Below are 19,770 nucleotides of genomic sequence, written 5' to 3'. Positions count from 1 at the left end.
GGAAATACATGAATCAATCAGCATTATTTACGATTTTTGGCGGAACAGGAGATTTAGCTAAAAGAAAGCTTTATCCTTCCCTATTTCGCTTATATAGAAAAGGTAATTTGAAGGATCATTTTGCCGTTATCGGTACTGCTCGCAGACCTTGGAGCGATGAGCATTACCGGGAAATTGTGCAAGAAACAATTAAAGACTTGCACCCCTCCCCTGCAGAAGCAGAGGAATTTTCGAGTCACTTCTATTATCTATCACATAACGTAAATGATACTAATCATTATGATGAGCTTCGGGAACTAACTGAAAGACTAGACGAACAATATCAATTAGCCAATAATCGCGTTTATTACTTAGCGATGGCACCACAATTTTTTGGTACTATTGTACAACATTTACAATCTCAAGGAATTTTGACTGAAGAAGGTTTCAACCGATTAGTCATTGAAAAACCATTCGGCTTCGATTATGATTCAGCCAACGAATTAAATCGTCAAATTCGTGCTGTATTTCCTGAAAAAGACATCTTTCGAATCGACCACTACTTAGGAAAAGAAATGATCCAAAACATTGCGGTGGTACGTTTTGCAAACAACATTTTTGAATCTATGTGGAATAATCGCTACATTGATAACATTCAAATTACTTTTTCTGAAAGTTTAGGTGTAGAAGATCGTGGCGGCTATTATGAAAATAGCGGGGCTTTAAAAGACATGGTGCAAAATCATATCTTGCAAGTTGTTTCTTTATTAGCAATGGAAGTCCCTGTATCATTTTCAGATGAATCCATTCGCCTAGAAAAAGTTAAAGCATTAAAAGCGATTCGTCGCTATACGACTGAGGAAGTTACAGAGAATTTTGTGCGAGGACAATATGACGCCGGCAAGTTAGATACCACCGAATTTATTCCTTATCGAAAGGAACCAAATGTGGCTGAAGACTCAGCAACTGAAACCTTCGTTGCTGGAAAGTTTTTAATTGATAACTTCCGTTGGTCTGGCGTTCCCTTTTATATTCGAACCGGAAAACGAATGACTGAAAAAGGAACACGGATTAATATTGTTTTCAAGCAAGTGCCGGTCAATGTTTTTCACTTTGATAATGAAGATGTTTCACCTGAGCTATCACATAATGTACTAACTATTTACATTCAACCAACTGAAGGCTTCTCGTTAACCTTAAACGGTAAACAAATTGGTCAAGGCTTTAACCCCGAGCCAGTAAAATTGGATTTCCGTCAATCAGCTGAAGTGACGGAAAACAGCCCTGAAGCGTATGAAAAATTATTGTTGGATGCCTTACGTGGTGATGGTACAAACTTCTCGCACTGGGATGAGGTTGCCAACTCTTGGGAGATCGTTGATTGCATCAAAAAAACTTGGGATCAAATCACACCCGACTTTCCCAATTACGCCGCTGGAACAATGGGGCCAAAAGCATCCTTTGATTTGCTTAATAAAAATGGTCATGACTGGATTTGGACACCCGACAATTGGTACCGTGAGCGAGGAAAATTAGACTAAAATAAAAAGACAAGAGGACCGAATAATCGATCTTCTTGTCTTTTTTCTAGTTTTCGAAGCCTTCAGCTACTGCTTCTGGATAGTTTTCTTCAACAATCTCCGCACAAGAAGCACAAAGCGTTGGAAGTTTTTCATCGTGTCCGACTGTTGTCCGAACTTGACGACAACGATCACATACTTCACCTTCCGCTTTTTCCACTAACAAAGCTACATCGTCGAATTTCATGGCATTGTCAGGTGCTTGTTCATTAGAAATACTAAAGGAATCAGGTGAAACAATTAATAACTGTGGCAAGTTAGCATCCACCGCTGTCAATAAAGTTTTCACTTGCTCATTTGGATAAACTGTCAATTTAGCTTCCAAAGAACGTCCGATGATCTTTTCATTCCGAGCAGCCTCTAAAGCTTTTAATACTTTATCGCGGAAATCTAAGAAAGCTTTCCAAGTATCTAGTAATTCTGCTTGATTCGAGAATTCTTGATAGCTTGGTAAATCAGCTAACTGAACATACTCCTCTTCTTCTTTCAAGAATGACCAGATTTCTTCAGCAGTATGCGGCAAGATCGGTGTTAATAATTTTGTCAGCGCAACCGCTGCTTGATAAAAAACAGTCTGCATACAACGACGTTCATACGCATCTTCTGCTTGAATATATACAACATCTTTGGCAAAATCCAAATAAAATGCTGACAAGTCAGTTGTTAAGAAGTTAACGATTGTTTTATGGATGTGAACGAAATTATATTTATCGTAACCTTCCTCTCTAACACTTTGAATGACTTGATTCAAACGAATCAGCATATATTTATCCACAGAACGTAAATTACCATAGCTAACAGTGTCTGATTCAGGATTAAAATCAGTCGTATTTGCCAACAAGAAACGCATAGTATTACGAATTTTACGATAAACCTCAGAAATCTGGTTTAGAATATCCATTGATACACGTACATCTGATTCATAATCGACACTACTTACCCAGAGTCTTAAGATGTCAGCACCCATTTGCTTGATTACTTTATCCGGTACAATCGTATTGCCTAATGATTTAGACATTTTACGTCCATCACCATCCAAAGCAAAGCCTTGTGATAACACTGATTTGTAAGGAGCAACACCATTAATCGCCACACTAGTTGTAATACTTGAGTTAAACCAGCCACGATATTGGTCAGAACCTTCCAAGTACATGTCAGCTGGGAAAGTCAATTCTGGCCGTTGACGTAATACCGCCTCGTGAGAAGAACCCGAGTCAAACCACACATCCATGATATCATTTTCTTTGGTAAATTCACCATTTGGAGAACCTGGATGAGTAAATCCTTCTGGCAACAAATTCTTAGCTTCTCTTTCAAACCAGACATTTGATCCATGTTCAGCGAATAAATTCGCTACATGTTCAATTGTTTCTGGTGTAATAATTGATTCACCATTTTCAGCATAAAAAATCGGCAATGGAACTCCCCAAGCACGTTGACGAGAAATTACCCAATCTCCACGGTCACGAATCATATTGTATAAACGTGTTTTACCCCAAGGAATGATCCAGTCTACCTTCTCAATTTCGTCTAAGATATTTTGACGGAACTTATCAATAGAAGCAAACCATTGTGGAGTTGCACGATAAATAACTGGTTTTTTCGAACGCCAGTCATGAGGATAGCTGTGAGTAAAGAAATCTAATTTTAATAGTTTCCCATTTTCCTTCAACATATCAGTAATCATTGGGTTCGCTTTATCATAAAAGATACCTTCAAATCCAGGTGCTTCATCTGTAAATACACCACGATCGTCAACAGGAGATAATACTTCTAAGCCATATTTTTTACCCGCAAAGTAGTCATCTTCCCCGTGTCCTGGAGCAGTATGAACCAAGCCAGTACCTGCGTCCAACGTAACATGGTCACCTAAAATCACTAATGACTCACGATCATAGAATGGATGTGTTGCAGTCATGTATTCTAACTCAGTACCCTTAAGCTCTTTTAATACCTTGACTTCTATCCAGCCGATCTCTTTTTGAACGGTCTCAATCAAGTCTTTAGCAACCACATATTTTTTCCCGTCTGCTTCTAATAAAGCATAGACATAACTTGGATTAGCAGCAATGCCTTGGTTAGCAGGTAATGTCCAAGGCGTAGTAGTCCAAATAATGAATGATGTATCTGTATCAAGTAATCCCTTGCCATCCTTTACTGTGAATGCGACATAAATTGAAGCAGATTTTACATCTTTATATTCAATTTCAGCTTCAGCTAAAGAAGATTCACTTGATGGTGACCAGTAGATTGGTTTCAATCCTTTATAGATATATCCCTTTTCAGCCATTTTTCCGAATACCCGAATCTCTGCAGCTTCATAATCCGGTGTTAAAGTGATATAAGGATGTTCCCAATCACCCGCTACACCTAAGCGTTTGAAATCTTCACGTTGAGTATCAACTTGGGTTAATGCATATTCATAACATTTTTGGCGGTATTCCGCCATTGTCATTTCTTTGCGTTTGATTCCTTTATTAGTTAAAACTTGTTCTATTGGTAAACCATGCGTATCCCAGCCTGGGACATAAGGTGAACGAAACCCTGACATTGATTTTGAACGAATAATAATGTCTTTACTGATTTTATTTAGCGCATGACCAATATGAATGTTTCCATTGGCGTATGGAGGACCATCATGTAAAACAAAGGTTGGTTTCCCTTCATTTAATTGTTGGCGCTTCTCATAAACTTTATCTTCTTCCCAATCTTTCTCCCATTGACCTTCACGATTTGGTAAATTACCGCGCATGGGGAAAGCCGTTTTTCCTAATAGCAGCGTTTCTTTCATCTTCAATATACTTCGACTTCCTTTCCTAAATAAAAAAAACGACAAGTGCATCCCGCAAAGGGACGAACTTGTCGTGGTACCACCCAGATTTGAAATCATCTTGATTTCCTCTTCATCGGTAACGAGATGAGTCGTCGCAAGCTACTTTTAGCATTCGCTTGCAAAAGAACTAGAGGATCTGTCTCATTAGAGGGTCTGTCACACTTCCACCGTCAGTGACTCGCTATAAGAATCTAATCAGCTTTTCTGTTCTAGTTTTTGTCTGTTTGATCTGTTTTGATTAGCTCAGGTATATCAATTGTTAGTCCCATGTCATCGTGGGTTTTACTGCCTACAGGTTCAACTGAGTTTACTGCAAAATCCGAATCTTTGTCAAGCTCTTCAGCCATGACTTCTTTGATAATATCATTACTTTCACTCACATAAGCAGTCATTGGTTTTAAAATTTCTTCCCAATTACCGCTTTTAGCTTGATCTAATTGTGTTTCTAACAACAGTAATAACTGCTGATGGAAGGTCCGTGTTTTCTTCTTCAAATCATTTGTTTCAGCCGCTAATTCACGTGCTTGACTTGTCGCATCACTCAAAATTTCTCTTGCTCTTTCTTCAGCAGTCGATGTTAGTAAGTGTGCTTTCTTTTCAGCATTTGTAATTAGTTCGTCTGCTCTGTTTTGAGCCGAAGTCACAATCACTTCAGATTCTTTGCTTGCAGATGATTTCACTTTGTCTGCTGTATCTTGAGCTACAACGATTGATTGGTTCAAAGCTTCTTTCAATTCGTTAAAATACTCTAATTTTTCTTCAGCATGTTTTAAAGCCTTATCAAGTTCACGATTTTTTGCGATACTATCCTCATAATCACGGACGATCATATCTAAAAAGTCATCAACCTCATCTTGATTATAACCACGCATCTTCGTCGAGAAACTTTTATTTTGAATATCTAGTGGAGTTAAAGCCATTCATGTCACCTCATCAGTTTATTTTCGTAAAACACCTAAGCGCAAACGAATTTTTTCTTTTTTTGTTTTCCCTTCAATTGCTCGAATCTGGATTCGCCCAAAACCACGAATAGATACAACATCTAGTAAATCTAATAAGTAATCAGAGCGTTCATTTACACTCCAATTTACTTTGGCTTTTCCAGTTTCTACTAATTGCTTTGATCGCTGTCTGGAAATATTATATACGGTAGAGATTATCACATCAAGTCTTAATGAAGAAACTGTTGTACTTTCTTCAGCCCAACTGTCTTTTGGTACGATGATCTCAGTATATGACTTCTCCTCTAAATGAACAGTGACACGACCAACTTTTGTGATTTGCGATTCAATATAATTTGATGTTTCCCGAGCTAAGAAAACTTGCCATCGCTCGCCATCAGAGATTATATCCCCAAAGTAATCACGCTTCATGCCTGCACTCATCAATGTACCTAAAACTTTTCCATGAGAAAGTTCAGTAAATTTTTGCGGATACTTTATTTCAATCATAATGATTTCAAAATCATCTTTAGTTGGTTCATAGTACTCCGGATAAATCATACAACGGCAACGCTCAGCTTGTTCATAACCGCCAAAAAACATAAATTTTAAATCACTGTTTTCACGGGTCAATACCTCGAGAATATACGCTTGTCTCGGATCTAAAAAGTTCGTTAAGTACGGCGCATATTGGCTTTCAACTTGCTCCAGCCAATCACTTACTGCGTCTATAAACGGGCGTTCTTCAGGTCGAAAATGCTGATAGACATTCTCATTCATCCCCTCACCCCCTCTAATAAATCATGCTTAAAATTAATTGATTAAGAATGCGCATAATAAAATTTAATGCAATGATTGCAGCCATTACTGAGAAATCAATACCACCAAATTGTAATGGTAAACGGCGAAATAGATCTAAAAATGGTTCACATATCCTTCCTAGAAACTTTCCTAAAGCTGATTGATACGCACCAGGAAACCATGATAATAGAGCGTACACAACCAGTAATACTGAATAAAGCTCTGCCAACCGATTAACTAGGGTTAATAATCTTAGTAATACTATCAATTAGTTGTCTCCTTTATAATTCCAAGCCGAAAATATCCTGATCTCCTATTGATTCTAAAGCAGAATTATCTACTTCCATATTCGTAGGAGTACACAGAAACATTTCATTTCCGACACGTTTAATATCTCCATCGATCATGTACACTGTACCAGTTAAAAAATCGACTATTCTTCTAGCACGGCCTTCATCTATAGAGTGAAAGTTAATAAATACCGCTTCCCCTTGCGCAATACGTTTGGCGATAACCATTGCCTCATTATAAGCTTTAGGCTCCACGACTGAAATGCGACTACGTGTCTTAGTAGCCGTTGTTGTCTGTGAGGCGGTTCGCTTTTTCATTGCTTCGTTCTTCGGCATACTCACTACGTTGTCAGTCTTTATGATAGACGGGGCAACCGCAGATTTTTTTATTGTTACTTTTTCAGGTTGTCGTGCTTGCATGGTTTGACTGACCGGAGCAGGTTCACTTTTTACAATTCGTTTGACTGGTTCTTTTCTTATTTGCTGTTTCGTGCTATTCACCATCGGTTGTTTTTTCGCCCGTTTCTCTCTTTTTGGTTGTTTAGCGATCGGCTGCCGCTGAATTATTGGTTCTTCATATATTTCTTCTTCATCAGCTAAACCGAAAAAATCGCTGATTCTTGCAAGATTAATAGCCATTGATTCTGTCCTATCCTTTCTTAAATAATGCAGTTCCCACTCGAATATAGGTTGCACCTTCTATAATTGCCAGTGGAAAATCCTGGCTCATCCCCATACTTAGTTCTGTGCAAGGAGCATATTTCAGTTTTAAGGAACAAATCTTTTCCTGTAATTTCTTCAATGTGGCGAAAATACTTCGAATGCTTTCATCATCTGCATCATATGGTGCCATCGTCATTAATCCAACTACATGCACATTGGATAAATCTGCTAATTCATGAACAAATGATAGTAATTCATCAGGGGTTATGCCATGCTTTGATTCTTCACCTGAGATGTTGATTTCAATGAAACAATTAACCTTATGTGATGCTCGTTTTTGTATTTCTTGCGCTAGACGCAGACTATCTAACGCATGGAAATAATCAATATGATTAATAATAGATTTTACCTTGCGCCGCTGCAAATTACCAATCAAATGCCAAGAAATATTGGAATATTGACTCAAACTTTCTTTTTTCTCAAGAAGTTTATCCACTCGATTTTCTGCCAAATTGGTAATTCCGAGTTTTACAAGTTCTTCAGCAGTTAATGAGTCGACACTCTTTGTTACCGCAATCAATGTAACATCCTTTGGATTACGTGAAACAAGAGCACACGACTCCTGAATCTCTTGCTTAACAGTATGCAAGTTATCAGCGATCATGTGCTCTCCCCCTTTTATTTTCTACGGCGAAAGAATGGTGGTGTATCAAGTTCTTCGTCTTTTTCTGGTTTTACTTCTTCGCGAGTGAAAGTGTCGAATTCTTTCTTTTCAATATTTTCAAATTGAGTTTCGTCTACTTTTGGTCGAACATTGTCTTCTTTACGAATGTCCCATTCACCAAACGCTGATTGTGTTTCATTATTTCTTGCAGGTTCAATATCTAAATTTGGTTTTTGTGGTACTGATTGAACTTGACTAGGTCGTTGTTGAGAACTTCGGCTAGTCTTACGTTCCTTTTTTGTTGGATCAATCCCTGTAGCGATTACCGTTACTCGAATTTCATCGCCCATTTCTTCATTAATTGAAGTACCTAGAATGATATTCACATCGCCTGTAGCAGCATTAGCGACAATATCTGATGCATCTTGTGCTTCAAATAAGGTCATATCCAAACCACCAGTAATGTTTAACAACACTTGTTCAGCACCATCAATAGATGTTTCTAACAATGGAGAAGAGATAGCTTTCTTAGTAGCTTCAACCACACGTTCTTCACCACTAGCAACACCGATGCCCATCAAAGCAGTACCTTGATCCGCCATTACGGTTTTTACATCAGCGAAATCTAAGTTAACGTAACCTGGAGCAGTTATCAAATCAGAAATACCTTGAACTCCTTGGCGAAGAACATTGTCAGCTTCACGGAATGCTTCAAGCATTGGTGTCTTTTTATCGACAACTTCCAGTAAGCGGTTGTTAGAAATAATTAGTAGTGTATCTACGTTCTCTTTTAATAACGCAATGCCCTCTGCAGCAAAGCGGCCGCGTTTCGGTCCTTCAAAGCTAAACGGCCGCGTCACAACTCCAACGGTTAATGCTCCTAAATCTTTTGCGATTTTAGCAACGATAGGAGCGGCTCCTGTTCCAGTTCCGCCACCCATTCCAGCGGTAATAAATACCATGTCAGCTCCTTGCAATGCTTCTTGGATTGCTTGCTCACTTTCTTCAGCAGATTTCTGCCCCACTTCTGGTTGTGATCCAGCACCTAGCCCCCGTGTATATTTTGGACCTAATTGAATAACAGTTTCAGCTTTTGAATTTCTTAACGCCTGTACATCAGTATTTGCGGTAATGAACTCAACGCCTTTAACGTTTTCTTCGATCATTCGGTTAATTGCGTTGCCGCCACCGCCACCGACACCGATAACTTTTATAACTGCTCCTTCATTAATATTGTTATCTATTGAGAATTCCATGTTGTATTCCTCCTGTGTGAATTAGTCAAAAATATTAGAGAAGAAGTCTTTGATCTTCCCAGTTACTTTTTCATCATTTTTTGGTTTTGTTTCTTCTTCGTACTCTTCTACTGCATTGTAGTCATCATAAACTGGCGTAGTGGATACAGCTGAGACCTGCGGTGAAAGCGAAACTTTCTCACCCGTCACTGCTGATTTAGCTAAATGATAAACATCATTCAGTTCAGCTGAATAATTAACTATACTTATCACGTTAGTAAATACAGGATTTCGCAGACCCATTTGATTTGGCACGTGTAGTTTCACGTTTGTGCCAAAAATATCCTCAGCTAGTTCTACTACACCAGGGATACTAGCAGCTCCACCGGATAGAACAATACCTCCTGGTAAGTCTAACGCTTCAATTTCATCCAAAGCACTTTTAGCTTTGCGGAAAATCTGTTCTAAACGAGCTTCAATAATCTCAGCTAGATAACGTTCATCAATCTTTACTGGCTCAGTCTTTCCAATGACATCCACTGGAAATTCTTCTTCAGCGGACGTTCTTGCTGGATATGCATCTCCATAATTGATTTTTAACGCTTCAGCATTATTAAATGAAGTGTTTAATACGATTGAAATATCTTTAGTGACATACTCGCCACCCTCTTGATCAACATGTGTAAATTTCAACTGTTTATCATGCATTACTGCTGTGGTTGTTTGTCCACCACCCATATCAATAACGATTGTACCAAAATCTTTTTCTCCATCAGAGAGAATTGATTCTGTTAATGCTAAAGGTGTGATAACTGTCTCAGCAACTGTTAAACCTGCTGTTTCCACACACTTTTTAATATTATGAATGATTGTTTTAGGACCAGTGAAGACAAGACCAAACATTTCTAATCGTACGCCAATCATACCTCGAGGATCTTTGATTCCATCAAATCCATCTACAGTAAATTCTTGAGGTAGTAAAGCAACGATTTGTCTTTCAGGAGGAATTGAACGAACCATTGCGGCAGAAGCAACATTGCGGACGTCATCATCAGTGATCTCTTTTGAATCACTGTTAACAGCAATCATACCTTGACACGGCTCAGCTTCCAGAAGGTTGGCTGGCAATCCTACACTCACGCTTTTAATTTGAATACCTGCTTTTTCCTCGGCCTGTTTTACTGCTCGTTGAATTGCGTGAACTGTTTTGTCAATGTCTACAATAATCCCACGATTGATTCCTTCTGATTTTGCATTTCCAACACCAATTATATTCATTTGGCTATCGATATACTCGGCAACTACAACTTTTACAGATGTTGTTCCAATATCAAGACCTACATACATTCCTGCTTTTGCCATGAAAGGGATTCCCTCCTACTTTAAAATTTCATTATCTAGATTAAACTATCTGCTTTCAGTAAGCACGTCATATATTTCTTTCAAATATACTCACTGCCACCAATTTTAACACATTTTACATGGAATTAAAAAGGCGAATACGTATTTTCTTCGTATATTTTTAATCAATTTCCAAAGATGAACTTGTTTCTTCGGTCGTATTTTCCGTTATGCTTTGTTCAGTGTTATCTGAAGAGGTCTCTTCGGGATAAGAGTAGCTGTAAATCCCAGCCTCCATATCGACTATACCTTTCATTTCTTGAGCATTCATTTCCTCAACAACTTGTGGATAGTAATTCATTTTTTGTGCCATCTCTGGAATAGGCACAAGTACTTGATTACCGTCATTCATAAAAATCTGTAATAGACTTTTATTTTCTTCGGTCGGTGCATATTTTATTTGCGAAACACCCTGACGAACTTCTTCAGATAATTTATTGTATTGCTTTAATACGGCTAAAATTCGTTTTGGTCCAGTAAACCCTTCTAAAATCGGTAATGATCCTTGTGCCTTTTCAATATTAGTCGGAATAACTCTTCCGTTTGCTAATATGGGTGAATACTGATTATCATGCTCCAGATAAGCTACTTCTTCATACTCTTTCACGTTAACTACAAATCGATTAATGCCATCAAAGTGCACACTAGCATCCTCAATCCGTAGTTCTTGTTTTTTCAAACGAGCCACATATTCCTCACGGTGAATATACTGAGACCACAAGTTATAACCAATAGAGAAGTCTAGTTTCTCAATAATCTCTTCAGAAGGGATCTCTTCGTTTCCATCAATCGTAACCTCAGATAAGCGGCTAAGTGGAGAAACATAATATAATAAAATTAAAGCAGGAATGATAAAAATGGTAATCAATATAGTGGAACGTCGATATAACCGTTTGTTTCTTTCCTGACGTATATTAGGAAGTCTTTCCAAAAAAGATCCATTCACTGGACCTTTGATTTTTCTTTCAGGAATTTCTTCTTTGATTTCTTCTTTGTCTTGTAACTTCTCAGACTGATTTTCAGTGTTCTCAGGGATCTCTTCGTCACTGATCAAGTCTTCATCTGGTTTTGACTCAGGAGGTATTTCCGTTTCCCTTGGGTGTTGCTTCAAATATTCCTGATTTGCTAGCTGCCAAGGTGTTAATTTTTTAGTTTCTTCACTACGTTTAGGTTTATCTTGATCGCTCAAGTTTATTCACCTCCTGCTTCACTTATTTCACGATACTAATTACTAAACGCCATAAGCGTTCTGCTGCGTCAGGAATGCCTTCTTTTTTCGAAGCCTCTGCCATTTTTGTTCTTAATTGATAATCGTTCATGACTGTATCGATTGCTTTTATAAGACTTTCACCTGTTAATTCATCGTCCTTAATCATACTCACAGCCCCAGCATCTACTAAGCTCTTTGCATTCTTAGTTTGATGATCATTTGTAACATATGGACTAGGAATTAAAATCGCTGGAAGTCCCAAAGCCGTAAACTCTGCAATAGATGTCGCACCTGCTCGACCAATTAACAAATCAACATTAGCCATCACATCAGTCATATTTTTAATGTATGGTTGTAAAGAAATGTTTTTCCATATTTTACCTGCTTCAAATTTGTGATTCAACTCTTGGAAATAACGTTCACCTGAAGCATAAAGTACTTGATAGTCCTTCTTAGCTAACTGTGGTAATGCTTGAATGACTGCTTGATTAATTTTAAGCGCTCCTTGACTGCCTCCAAAAATTAGAACAGTTGATCTTTCAGGGGTCAATCCGTAATCAGAAAGAACCTCTGACTTGCCATTAGCAATCACCTCTTGCGCTCGAGGATTCCCAACCAACACAGTTTTCTTTTCTGGAAAGTATTGTGCCGCATCTGGAAAACAAATGCCAACCTTATCAACAAAACGACTTAGAAATTTATTCGTAATCCCCGGCACACTATTTTGCTCATGCACAATTGTGGGAATCTTTAGTCGCGCTGCTGCAAATACAACAGATCCAGAGACATACCCACCTGTACCAATTACTACATCTGGTCGAAATTCTTTTATTATCTCTTTTGATCGTTTCAAGCTTTCCATGAACATTTGCAAGGTCTTAATGTTATCCATTGAAACCTTACGTTTAAAGCCTTGAATTTTAATCGTTTTAAAAGGAGTTCCAGTTTCTGGGACAATCTTGTTTTCCAGTCCACGATGAGTTCCAACATATAGAAACTCAGCATCAGGTTGTATTTTTTTTACATAGCGGATAAAAGCAAGTGCTGGATAGATATGCCCTCCTGTTCCGCCGCCTGTTACGAGTATTTTCATTTTGTCTCCTATTTCTCCTCAAGTTTGTTCACAGCTTGTATGAATTTTTCTCCACGAATTTCAAAGCTAGAATATTGATCCCAGCTAGCATTTGCCGGAGAAAGTAAAATACTATCTCCTACTGAGCTACAATCGTAAGCTAAAGGCACCGCTGTTTCCACATTTTCAGTCAATAAAATAGTTTTTATTCCTGCTTTCTCAGCAGTTTCTGATAGCTTACTTTTTGTTTCACCAAATAAAACAATCGCTTTCAGCCCCTTAAAAGCAGGAATCAATTCATCAAAACCATTTCCGCGATCTAATCCGCCAGCTAGAAGAATAACTTTTTCATTGTCAAATCCACTTAGTGCCATCTCTGTTGCTAAACTATTTGTAGCTTTCGAATCATTGTAGAAACTACGTCCATTGATCGCTGTTACATATTGTGTACGGTGAGGGACACCATGAAAATTAGCTAATGCGACCTGAATCGCTTCATTTGATACTTTCATTAATTTTGCAGTAGCAATTGCGGCTAATGCATTTTCAATATTATGCTTTCCAGGAACCCCAAGATCATTCACACACATAATTTTTTCTGTTTTATAATATAAGAATTCGTCTTTTAAATACGCTCCATTTTCCACGATGCTTTCAGTGGAGAACGGAACAACAGTTGCTGCAGTTTGTTTACTTAGCTCCTGCAATTCTTTAGAATCCCAATTGATAACTAAATAATCAGAGATCTCCATATTCTTCTGGATAGCCCATTTCGCAGAAACGTAATTATCACGAGTACCGTGGTAATCCAGATGTGCTTCGTAAATATTAGTAACAACCGCAATATGAGGACGGAATTCCTCAATTCCCATTAATTGAAAGCTAGACATTTCCATCACTATATCGTCATCAACAGTAGTTTTTTGGGCGACTTCACTAGCAGGAAATCCAATATTGCCAGCTAAGTAAGCCTTTCCCTTTTCCCTATTTTGATTCAACAACAGGCCAATCATCGTGGTTGTTGTAGTTTTACCATTCGTTCCAGTAATACTAACGATTGGACAATCAGCAACCTGGTAAGCTAACTCCACTTCCGTCAAAATAGGTATATGTAACGACTCGGCCTTTGCTACTAAGGGATTATTATAAGGAATACCAGGATTCTTAACCATTAAAGCAAAGTCTTCATCTAACAATTCAATCGGATGGCTTCCCGTAATAACTCGGATACCATCTTCCAATAAATCTTGGGCAGCAGGATTCTCCTCGAATGGTTTTCCATCGTTTACAGTAACAAGCGCGCCCAAGCGATGAAGCAACTTGGCCGCACTAAACCCACTCTTAGCTAATCCTAAGACTAGAACTTTTTCATTTTCATATCGTTTTATTTGTTTCATTCTTTTCATCTCCTACAATACAATCACTAAAACAAGTAGCGAAACAATTAGACCAATTAACCAGAAAACCGTATCTATTTTCCATTCTGACCATCCAGTCATTTCAAAATGGTGATGCAATGGAGACATCTTAAAAACACGTTTGCCAGTTAGTTTAAATGAAGTAACTTGAATCATCACACTAGCTGTTTCGCAGACATAAACAAGTCCAATCAAAAGTAGTGTCCATTCTTGATGTAATAAGATGGATATTGCTGCCAATAATCCCCCTAAAGCCAAAGACCCCACATCACCCATAAATATTTTAGCAGGTTTCTTATTATATGGGAAGAAACCGACTAAACCTCCAATAACACTTAGGCAGACGATTAATACCTCATATTGCTGTTGATACCCAGCGATAATGGCATACGCTGCAAAAGAAATTGTACATAGTCCAGAAACTAGACCGTCAATCCCATCAGTTAGATTTACTGCATTAGAAAATCCCACCAACCATATAATAACAAAAAATCCGTACAAAATACCTAGCGGCAGATCAATTCCGAAAAAGTTCAGCGTGTTACTGAAGCCTTCTATGTGGTAAATAAAATAAAATAAAACGGCCACAACTACTTGTCCAACAAATTTTTGTCTAGAGGTTAACCCTTCATTTTGTTTTCTAGCTAACTTTAGAAAATCATCTAAGAACCCGATGATTCCATAAAGCACCAAAACAGATAGCAACAACAATAAAGAGGTGGTCACTTGACCTTGCCAAACACTAAACCATACAATAGTAATCGCAGCGGCTGTTAAAAAGCCTGCTCCCCCCATCGTAGGTGTTCCTGCTTTTACGTTGTGCCATTCAGGTCCTTCATCACGAATAGCTTGACCTTGCTTTTTCATTCTAAAATAGCCAATCAAAAAGGGCATCCATGCGACAGTAATTGCAAAACTACTGACAAAGGCAATAAATAGTTGTGCCGGTTCCATTTTTTTCTCTCCAGTCCTAACTTAAAGTGATTTTTAATTTTTGATTGGAGATTTCTGTATAAGGTTCAATACTTTGCTTCGTACAGTACCCCTCACCAGTAAACTCCACTTCTATATCAAGTAAATTTGATAGTTTTAATATATCTGCTTTTGACCAGCCACGGACATCTGGTAATTCTTTAGTACCATCTGTCAATAAGATCAAACGTTCGTTAGTCATCACTTTTTCACCTGGTGTGGATGATTGTTTTACAACTTCACTTCCGGTTCCAACGACTACTGCATTTACACCACGTTTATTTGCATCACTAACAGCTGTTTCAGTATCAAGATTACGATAGTCTTCCACTGTTACTTGCTGATCTTCTGAATCCTCTGTATCTGTTTCTTGTGCTTGAAATTCCATTGCACGGTTCAATAATGGGTTGGCAATTTTACCAAGCACACCTTCAGGATAGCTTTCAGGTTGTTTCAAGGTCAGATACAAAATAAACTCTGGATCTTCAGATGGTAACATCAACGCTATTGAGTAAATATAGTTAGTAGCCCCAGATAAATAGGCCCCATCTTCAAAAATTTGTGCTGTTCCGGTTTTAGCTGAAATGTTGTAACCTGGTACACTATATTGGTCATATGCTGATCCATAGTTTTGACTTTCCACGACGTCTCGCATATATTCACGAACTTTTTCAGCCGTTTCTGCAGTAACGGGCTCACCCACTACTTCCGGTTTAGTGACAATTTCTTTATCTGTATTGGGATTAACCATTTTTTTAATATAATGAGGCTGTAACATTTTGCCGTCATTGGCAATTGCCGTGTAGCCTCTCATCATTTGAAAATTGGTTACACCGATCGACTGTCCATAAGCACTCATTGCTTGGTCAACTATGTTACTTGTTGGCAAAGTTCCGCTACTTTCACCCGGCAGACCTGAATAAGTACTTTGACCAAAACCAAATTGTTTTAAGTATTCCGGCCACTTATCACCTAAACGCTCCTCAAGCATGACCATTCCAACATTACTTGACCACGACAAAGCTTGTCTCATAGTCAATACACCTTTAGCTCCCAAATCATGATCATTAATTGTAGCATCGGCAACATTGATTTTTCCAGATGTAAAGCTTTCATTTTCATTGAAAATACCTTCATTTACTGCCGCAGCGGTTGTGAATATTTTCATAGTTGAACCTGGCTCATAAGTATCTTCAACTAAGATATTTCGCCAAACAGAGTCATCATTTAACCCTTCCTTAGTCTCAGGATTATAAGTCGGTCTTTGAGACATTGCTAAAAATTCACCTGTTTTCGCCTGCATCAACGTAGCAGTCATTTCAGTCGGTTTCGTTTCTTCGGCTACCTGATCCAACAAAGTTTCTAAATAACTTTGTAAACCAGCATCAAGAGTAGTATAAATATCTTCGCCATCTTCAGACGCCACTTGCTCAGCAACTGTCCCCGGCAAAGGATTTTGATTGTTGTCTTTTTGATAAACAATTTTCCCATCTTTACCTTTTAGTACATCATCATAGGCTGCTTCTAATCCAGTTACACCACTAAGCTTTTCATTCTTGTCAGGAGAAGCATAACCAATAAAGTGAGACGCAAAGGCCCCATTAGGATACATCCGTTTAGTGTGATCTTCGAAATAAAGACCTTTTACCCCTGCCTCTTCCATCGCTTTTTCAATTTTTTGCTTAGTTTCTTCAGAAATATTTTTACCCCAAGGATTAAATTCTACTTGATATAAATTATCTTCTTTACCATCTTTTAATTTTTTTAAAGCACTACTTTTTTTAGCACCTAGTTGCTCATGCATAATTTCTGCAAGTTTTTCAAAATCTTTCTCCTGAGCAAATAGTTTCTCGTCACCCGAAGTATATCTCTCCGACAAAACAGCATAAATAGAATAAGAGGTTGCATCTTCAGCAATAGCCACCCCATTTCTATCATAAATCGTTCCGCGTTTAGCTGGTATGACTTGTTCTCCTTGATAAAGCTCTTTTGTCTTCTCCTCAAGAGAGGTCCCAGCTACGTGCCCGCCAGCGACAACAAAGATCATTCGCCCAGCAAACAAAAAGAACAATCCAATACTCGTAGCAAATAAAATAATACCTACTTTTTTGCGATTGTTCATCGGAGTTAAATTTTTTTTTCGGATTTTACGCTTAATCCTTTTAAAGCTCATTTACTTCACTTTCCTTAAGTTCTCGTCGTTAATTGAAAGTCCATCTTTCTCAGCGATCTCTTTCAACCGATCTGAACGTGATAATTCGTTCTTTTCTTGCTGTAATTGGGTCGCTGTTCTTTCTTTTTGATTTATTTCAGTTTGTATGTTAGTTACTTCATTCTGTGTTTTACTAATTTCGTTGCGTGTATTTACCATAATAATTGCCATGCCAATAAGCATAACTAAGAGACCACCTGCAACAATTTTTTCAATACGAGAGATTTTCTTTAAGCGATCTGCTGGGGAAACAAAGACTTCAAAAGAATCAGGCGTTTGAATTGGTTGCTCAGGTGATGCATAATCAAACTGATTGTGTTGATTATTTTTTAATTCAGCCATAATTCTTATCCTTCCCTTGTTTTTTCTGCGATCCTTAATTTTGCGCTCCGCGCACGATTATTCTCGTCTAACTCTATTTTTGACGGAACAATCGGTTTTCTATTCACCAAAGTCAACACCGGCTGAAAATCTTCAGGAATTACAGGAAGTCCTGGTGGCGTGTCCTTGGGCGAGCTGTATTCTTTAAAAATCGTTTTTACAATTCGATCTTCCAATGAGTGAAACGTGATTACGCTAATTCTACCCTTAGGCGCTAATAGATGAATCGCTTGTTCCAATGATGCTTCAATTGCACCCAACTCATCATTTACAGCAATCCGGATAGCTTGAAAAACTCGCTTAGCTGGATGGCCACCCTTTCTTCTAGCTGGGGCTGGGATTGCTTCCTTAATCAATTCCACAAGTTCACTCGTTGTTTCAATCGGTGCATCTTGTCTTTTTCGCTCTATTAGACGAGCAATCTGTTTAGAAAATTTTTCTTCTCCGTAACGGAAAAAGATCTTCACTAATTGCTGATAGGAATAGTCATTTACGACATGGTACGCACTAAAGGGCGCTGTCTGATCCATCCGCATATCAAGTGGTGCATCTTGATGGTAACTGAATCCACGCTCAGCTTCGTCTAATTGAGGGGAAGAAACACCTAAATCATACAAAATGCCATCTACAGCTCTCACATTAAAAAAAGCAAGTTGTTCGGCTAACTTTCTAAAATTAGCTTTGATAAAGGTAACTTGACCTTTTTTAACATACTTTTCTAAACGGATTGCTGCGTTGTCAATTGCTTTTTGATCCTGATCAAATGCATAAAGATGCCCCTGATCATTTAATTGCTGTAATAAATACTCACTATGTCCCGCTCCACCAAGTGTACAGTCAACATAAATACCGTTAGGCTTAACAGCTAGTCCATCTACTGTTTCATGTAATAAAACAGTTATATGTTGAAAGTCTTCCGTCATCAAAAATCCTCTTCCCTAAAAGCCAAAATCTACCATTGTCTCCGCAATGTCGTCAAAACTAGCTTCTGTTTCTATAGTAAATTCACGCCAACGTGTTTCGTTCCATATTTCAATTCGATTAGCTACACCAATAATTACACACTCTTTTTCCAAACCTGCGTGTTTTCTTAAAGTAGCCGGAATATTAATTCGACCTTGTTTATCAATTTCACATTCAGTCGCAGCAGAATAAAAAAAACGGACAAATGCCCTAGCGTCCTTTTTAGATAACGGCATTTCATTCAACTTTTCTTCTAGTTCATTCCACTGAGTCATAGGATAACCAAACAAACAGCCATCCATGCCCCGTGTGACTACAAAGTTTTCCCCAAGTTGCTCACGTAATTTCGAAGGCACAATTAATCGGCCTTTGGCATCAATATTGTGCTGAAATTCTCCCATGAACATCAAGTTTCGCCCCTATCTCCCACTGCATGAGTTTAGTCTACCACAATCCCCCACAATCTACCACAATTTCTAGGAAACTAAAACTAGAGTTGTTTGACCTTCACTAACCATATTGAATTTTCAATGATACCAAGCATTTTAGCCAGTTTTTTTAAAGTTTTTTAACTAAAAATCAAACGGATAAAACTGGCAATAATTAAGACAAAATACATTACTACAGACAATAAAAATGTCAGGCGCCAAAACATTTTGAAAAAGCGCCCATATATGATTTCACGATACCGGTAAGCTTGAAAGACAACCACAGCAATGCCTAATAACAAAATCGTCAGCAAAAAATATGGTAAAATTGAGAACGCACTCATATGCTTCGATATCTCGTGCATCCCTACAAACAAAAATGGCACAGATATATCTGGAACTTTAATATTAAAACGCTGTTTCAATTTTAGTACACTGACAATATAATCTGAACCTAACAGTATGATTATCGGAAATACATACCACAATAATAAAATTGGTGAAAATGAACCCAACATACCCATTCCTTCCTACTTATAACTACTAACGTCACTATACTTCATTTTCATTACATTTTTGTTTCAGTTTATTTAAAATCTAGTAGATTTAGCAACTCTTAACAAAGAACACATTTTGGACATACTTCTCAAGAATTGCTTATAATTTTTATAATTTCAGGAGTAAATTTGCAGCAGAGATAAATTTGGAGTATTATAACCGTGAATAT

The 19,770-nt window shown here is 37.9% G+C and carries 18 protein-coding genes; 1 reads left to right on the top strand and 17 read right to left on the bottom strand.

Annotated elements, in window-relative coordinates:
• Positions 1-8: 8 nt before the first annotated feature.
• Positions 9-1,520 carry a glucose-6-phosphate dehydrogenase gene (zwf, locus tag IGI42_RS15895; RefSeq protein WP_438716847.1) on the top strand — a complete coding sequence of 504 codons (1,512 nt, stop codon included), beginning with the start codon at positions 9-11 and terminating at the stop codon, positions 1,518-1,520.
• Between the two features lie 46 nt (positions 1,521-1,566).
• Here the strand turns inward: zwf and ileS are convergent, their stop codons facing one another.
• The 17 genes from ileS to IGI42_RS15810 form a co-directional block, all read right to left on the bottom strand.
• Positions 1,567-4,356: an isoleucine--tRNA ligase gene (ileS, locus tag IGI42_RS15890; RefSeq protein ID WP_438716846.1), complete on the bottom strand. Its 2,790-nt coding sequence runs from the start codon at positions 4,354-4,356 to the stop codon at positions 1,567-1,569.
• Positions 4,357-4,601: 245 nt separating this feature from the next.
• The gene (locus tag IGI42_RS15885) at positions 4,602-5,312 is read right to left on the bottom strand and encodes a DivIVA domain-containing protein (protein ID WP_438716845.1); all 711 of its coding nucleotides are present in this window, start codon (positions 5,310-5,312) and stop codon (positions 4,602-4,604) included.
• Positions 5,313-5,330: 18 nt separating this feature from the next.
• Entirely contained in the window at positions 5,331-6,113 is a 783-nt protein-coding gene (locus IGI42_RS15880; RefSeq protein WP_438716844.1) for an RNA-binding protein, read from the bottom strand.
• A gap of 13 nt (positions 6,114-6,126) precedes the next feature.
• A complete protein-coding gene (locus IGI42_RS15875) occupies positions 6,127-6,402 on the bottom strand; it encodes a YggT family protein (RefSeq protein ID WP_438716843.1) in 276 nt (91 codons plus the stop codon).
• 13 nt (positions 6,403-6,415) lie between these two features.
• On the bottom strand, positions 6,416-7,063 hold the full coding sequence (locus IGI42_RS15870) for a cell division protein SepF (protein WP_438716842.1): 648 nt from the start codon (positions 7,061-7,063) through the stop codon (positions 6,416-6,418).
• A gap of 10 nt (positions 7,064-7,073) precedes the next feature.
• Positions 7,074-7,751 (bottom strand): YggS family pyridoxal phosphate-dependent enzyme, encoded by a 678-nt coding sequence (locus tag IGI42_RS15865; RefSeq protein ID WP_438716841.1) that lies wholly within the window; start codon positions 7,749-7,751, stop codon positions 7,074-7,076.
• Positions 7,752-7,765: 14 nt separating this feature from the next.
• Positions 7,766-9,007, bottom strand: coding sequence for a cell division protein FtsZ (gene ftsZ, locus IGI42_RS15860; protein WP_438716840.1), 1,242 nt, complete (start codon positions 9,005-9,007; stop codon positions 7,766-7,768).
• 21 nt (positions 9,008-9,028) lie between these two features.
• Positions 9,029-10,348, bottom strand: a complete 1,320-nt coding sequence (gene ftsA / locus IGI42_RS15855; RefSeq protein ID WP_438716839.1) for a cell division protein FtsA — start codon at positions 10,346-10,348, stop codon at positions 9,029-9,031.
• 160 nt (positions 10,349-10,508) lie between these two features.
• Positions 10,509-11,576 (bottom strand): cell division protein FtsQ/DivIB, encoded by a 1,068-nt coding sequence (locus tag IGI42_RS15850; protein ID WP_438716838.1) that lies wholly within the window; start codon positions 11,574-11,576, stop codon positions 10,509-10,511.
• A 22-nt stretch (positions 11,577-11,598) separates the two neighbouring features.
• The gene (gene murG / locus IGI42_RS15845) at positions 11,599-12,690 is read right to left on the bottom strand and encodes an undecaprenyldiphospho-muramoylpentapeptide beta-N-acetylglucosaminyltransferase (RefSeq protein WP_438716837.1); all 1,092 of its coding nucleotides are present in this window, start codon (positions 12,688-12,690) and stop codon (positions 11,599-11,601) included.
• A gap of 8 nt (positions 12,691-12,698) precedes the next feature.
• The gene (murD, locus tag IGI42_RS15840; RefSeq protein WP_438716836.1) at positions 12,699-14,066 is read right to left on the bottom strand and encodes a UDP-N-acetylmuramoyl-L-alanine--D-glutamate ligase; all 1,368 of its coding nucleotides are present in this window, start codon (positions 14,064-14,066) and stop codon (positions 12,699-12,701) included.
• A 12-nt stretch (positions 14,067-14,078) separates the two neighbouring features.
• The gene (gene mraY, locus IGI42_RS15835) at positions 14,079-15,041 is read right to left on the bottom strand and encodes a phospho-N-acetylmuramoyl-pentapeptide-transferase (protein ID WP_438716835.1); all 963 of its coding nucleotides are present in this window, start codon (positions 15,039-15,041) and stop codon (positions 14,079-14,081) included.
• A gap of 16 nt (positions 15,042-15,057) precedes the next feature.
• Complete coding sequence (locus IGI42_RS15830) at positions 15,058-17,232, bottom strand: penicillin-binding transpeptidase domain-containing protein (RefSeq protein WP_438716834.1); 2,175 nt, start codon at positions 17,230-17,232, stop codon at positions 15,058-15,060.
• A complete protein-coding gene (gene ftsL, locus IGI42_RS15825; protein WP_438716833.1) occupies positions 17,233-17,613 on the bottom strand; it encodes a cell division protein FtsL in 381 nt (126 codons plus the stop codon). It abuts the gene before it with no gap.
• Positions 17,614-17,618: 5 nt separating this feature from the next.
• Positions 17,619-18,575, bottom strand: coding sequence for a 16S rRNA (cytosine(1402)-N(4))-methyltransferase RsmH (rsmH, locus tag IGI42_RS15820; protein WP_438716832.1), 957 nt, complete (start codon positions 18,573-18,575; stop codon positions 17,619-17,621).
• A gap of 15 nt (positions 18,576-18,590) precedes the next feature.
• Positions 18,591-19,022: a division/cell wall cluster transcriptional repressor MraZ gene (gene mraZ, locus IGI42_RS15815; protein WP_438716831.1), complete on the bottom strand. Its 432-nt coding sequence runs from the start codon at positions 19,020-19,022 to the stop codon at positions 18,591-18,593.
• Between the two features lie 161 nt (positions 19,023-19,183).
• Positions 19,184-19,561: a DUF3397 domain-containing protein gene (locus tag IGI42_RS15810; RefSeq protein ID WP_438716830.1), complete on the bottom strand. Its 378-nt coding sequence runs from the start codon at positions 19,559-19,561 to the stop codon at positions 19,184-19,186.
• Between the last annotated feature and the right edge of the window lie 209 nt (positions 19,562-19,770).

The sequence above is a fragment of the Enterococcus sp. AZ109 genome, from assembly GCF_051714625.1.
GTDB lineage: Bacteria > Bacillota > Bacilli > Lactobacillales > Enterococcaceae > Enterococcus_A.
This window is presented reverse-complemented; position numbering and strand designations above follow the sequence as displayed.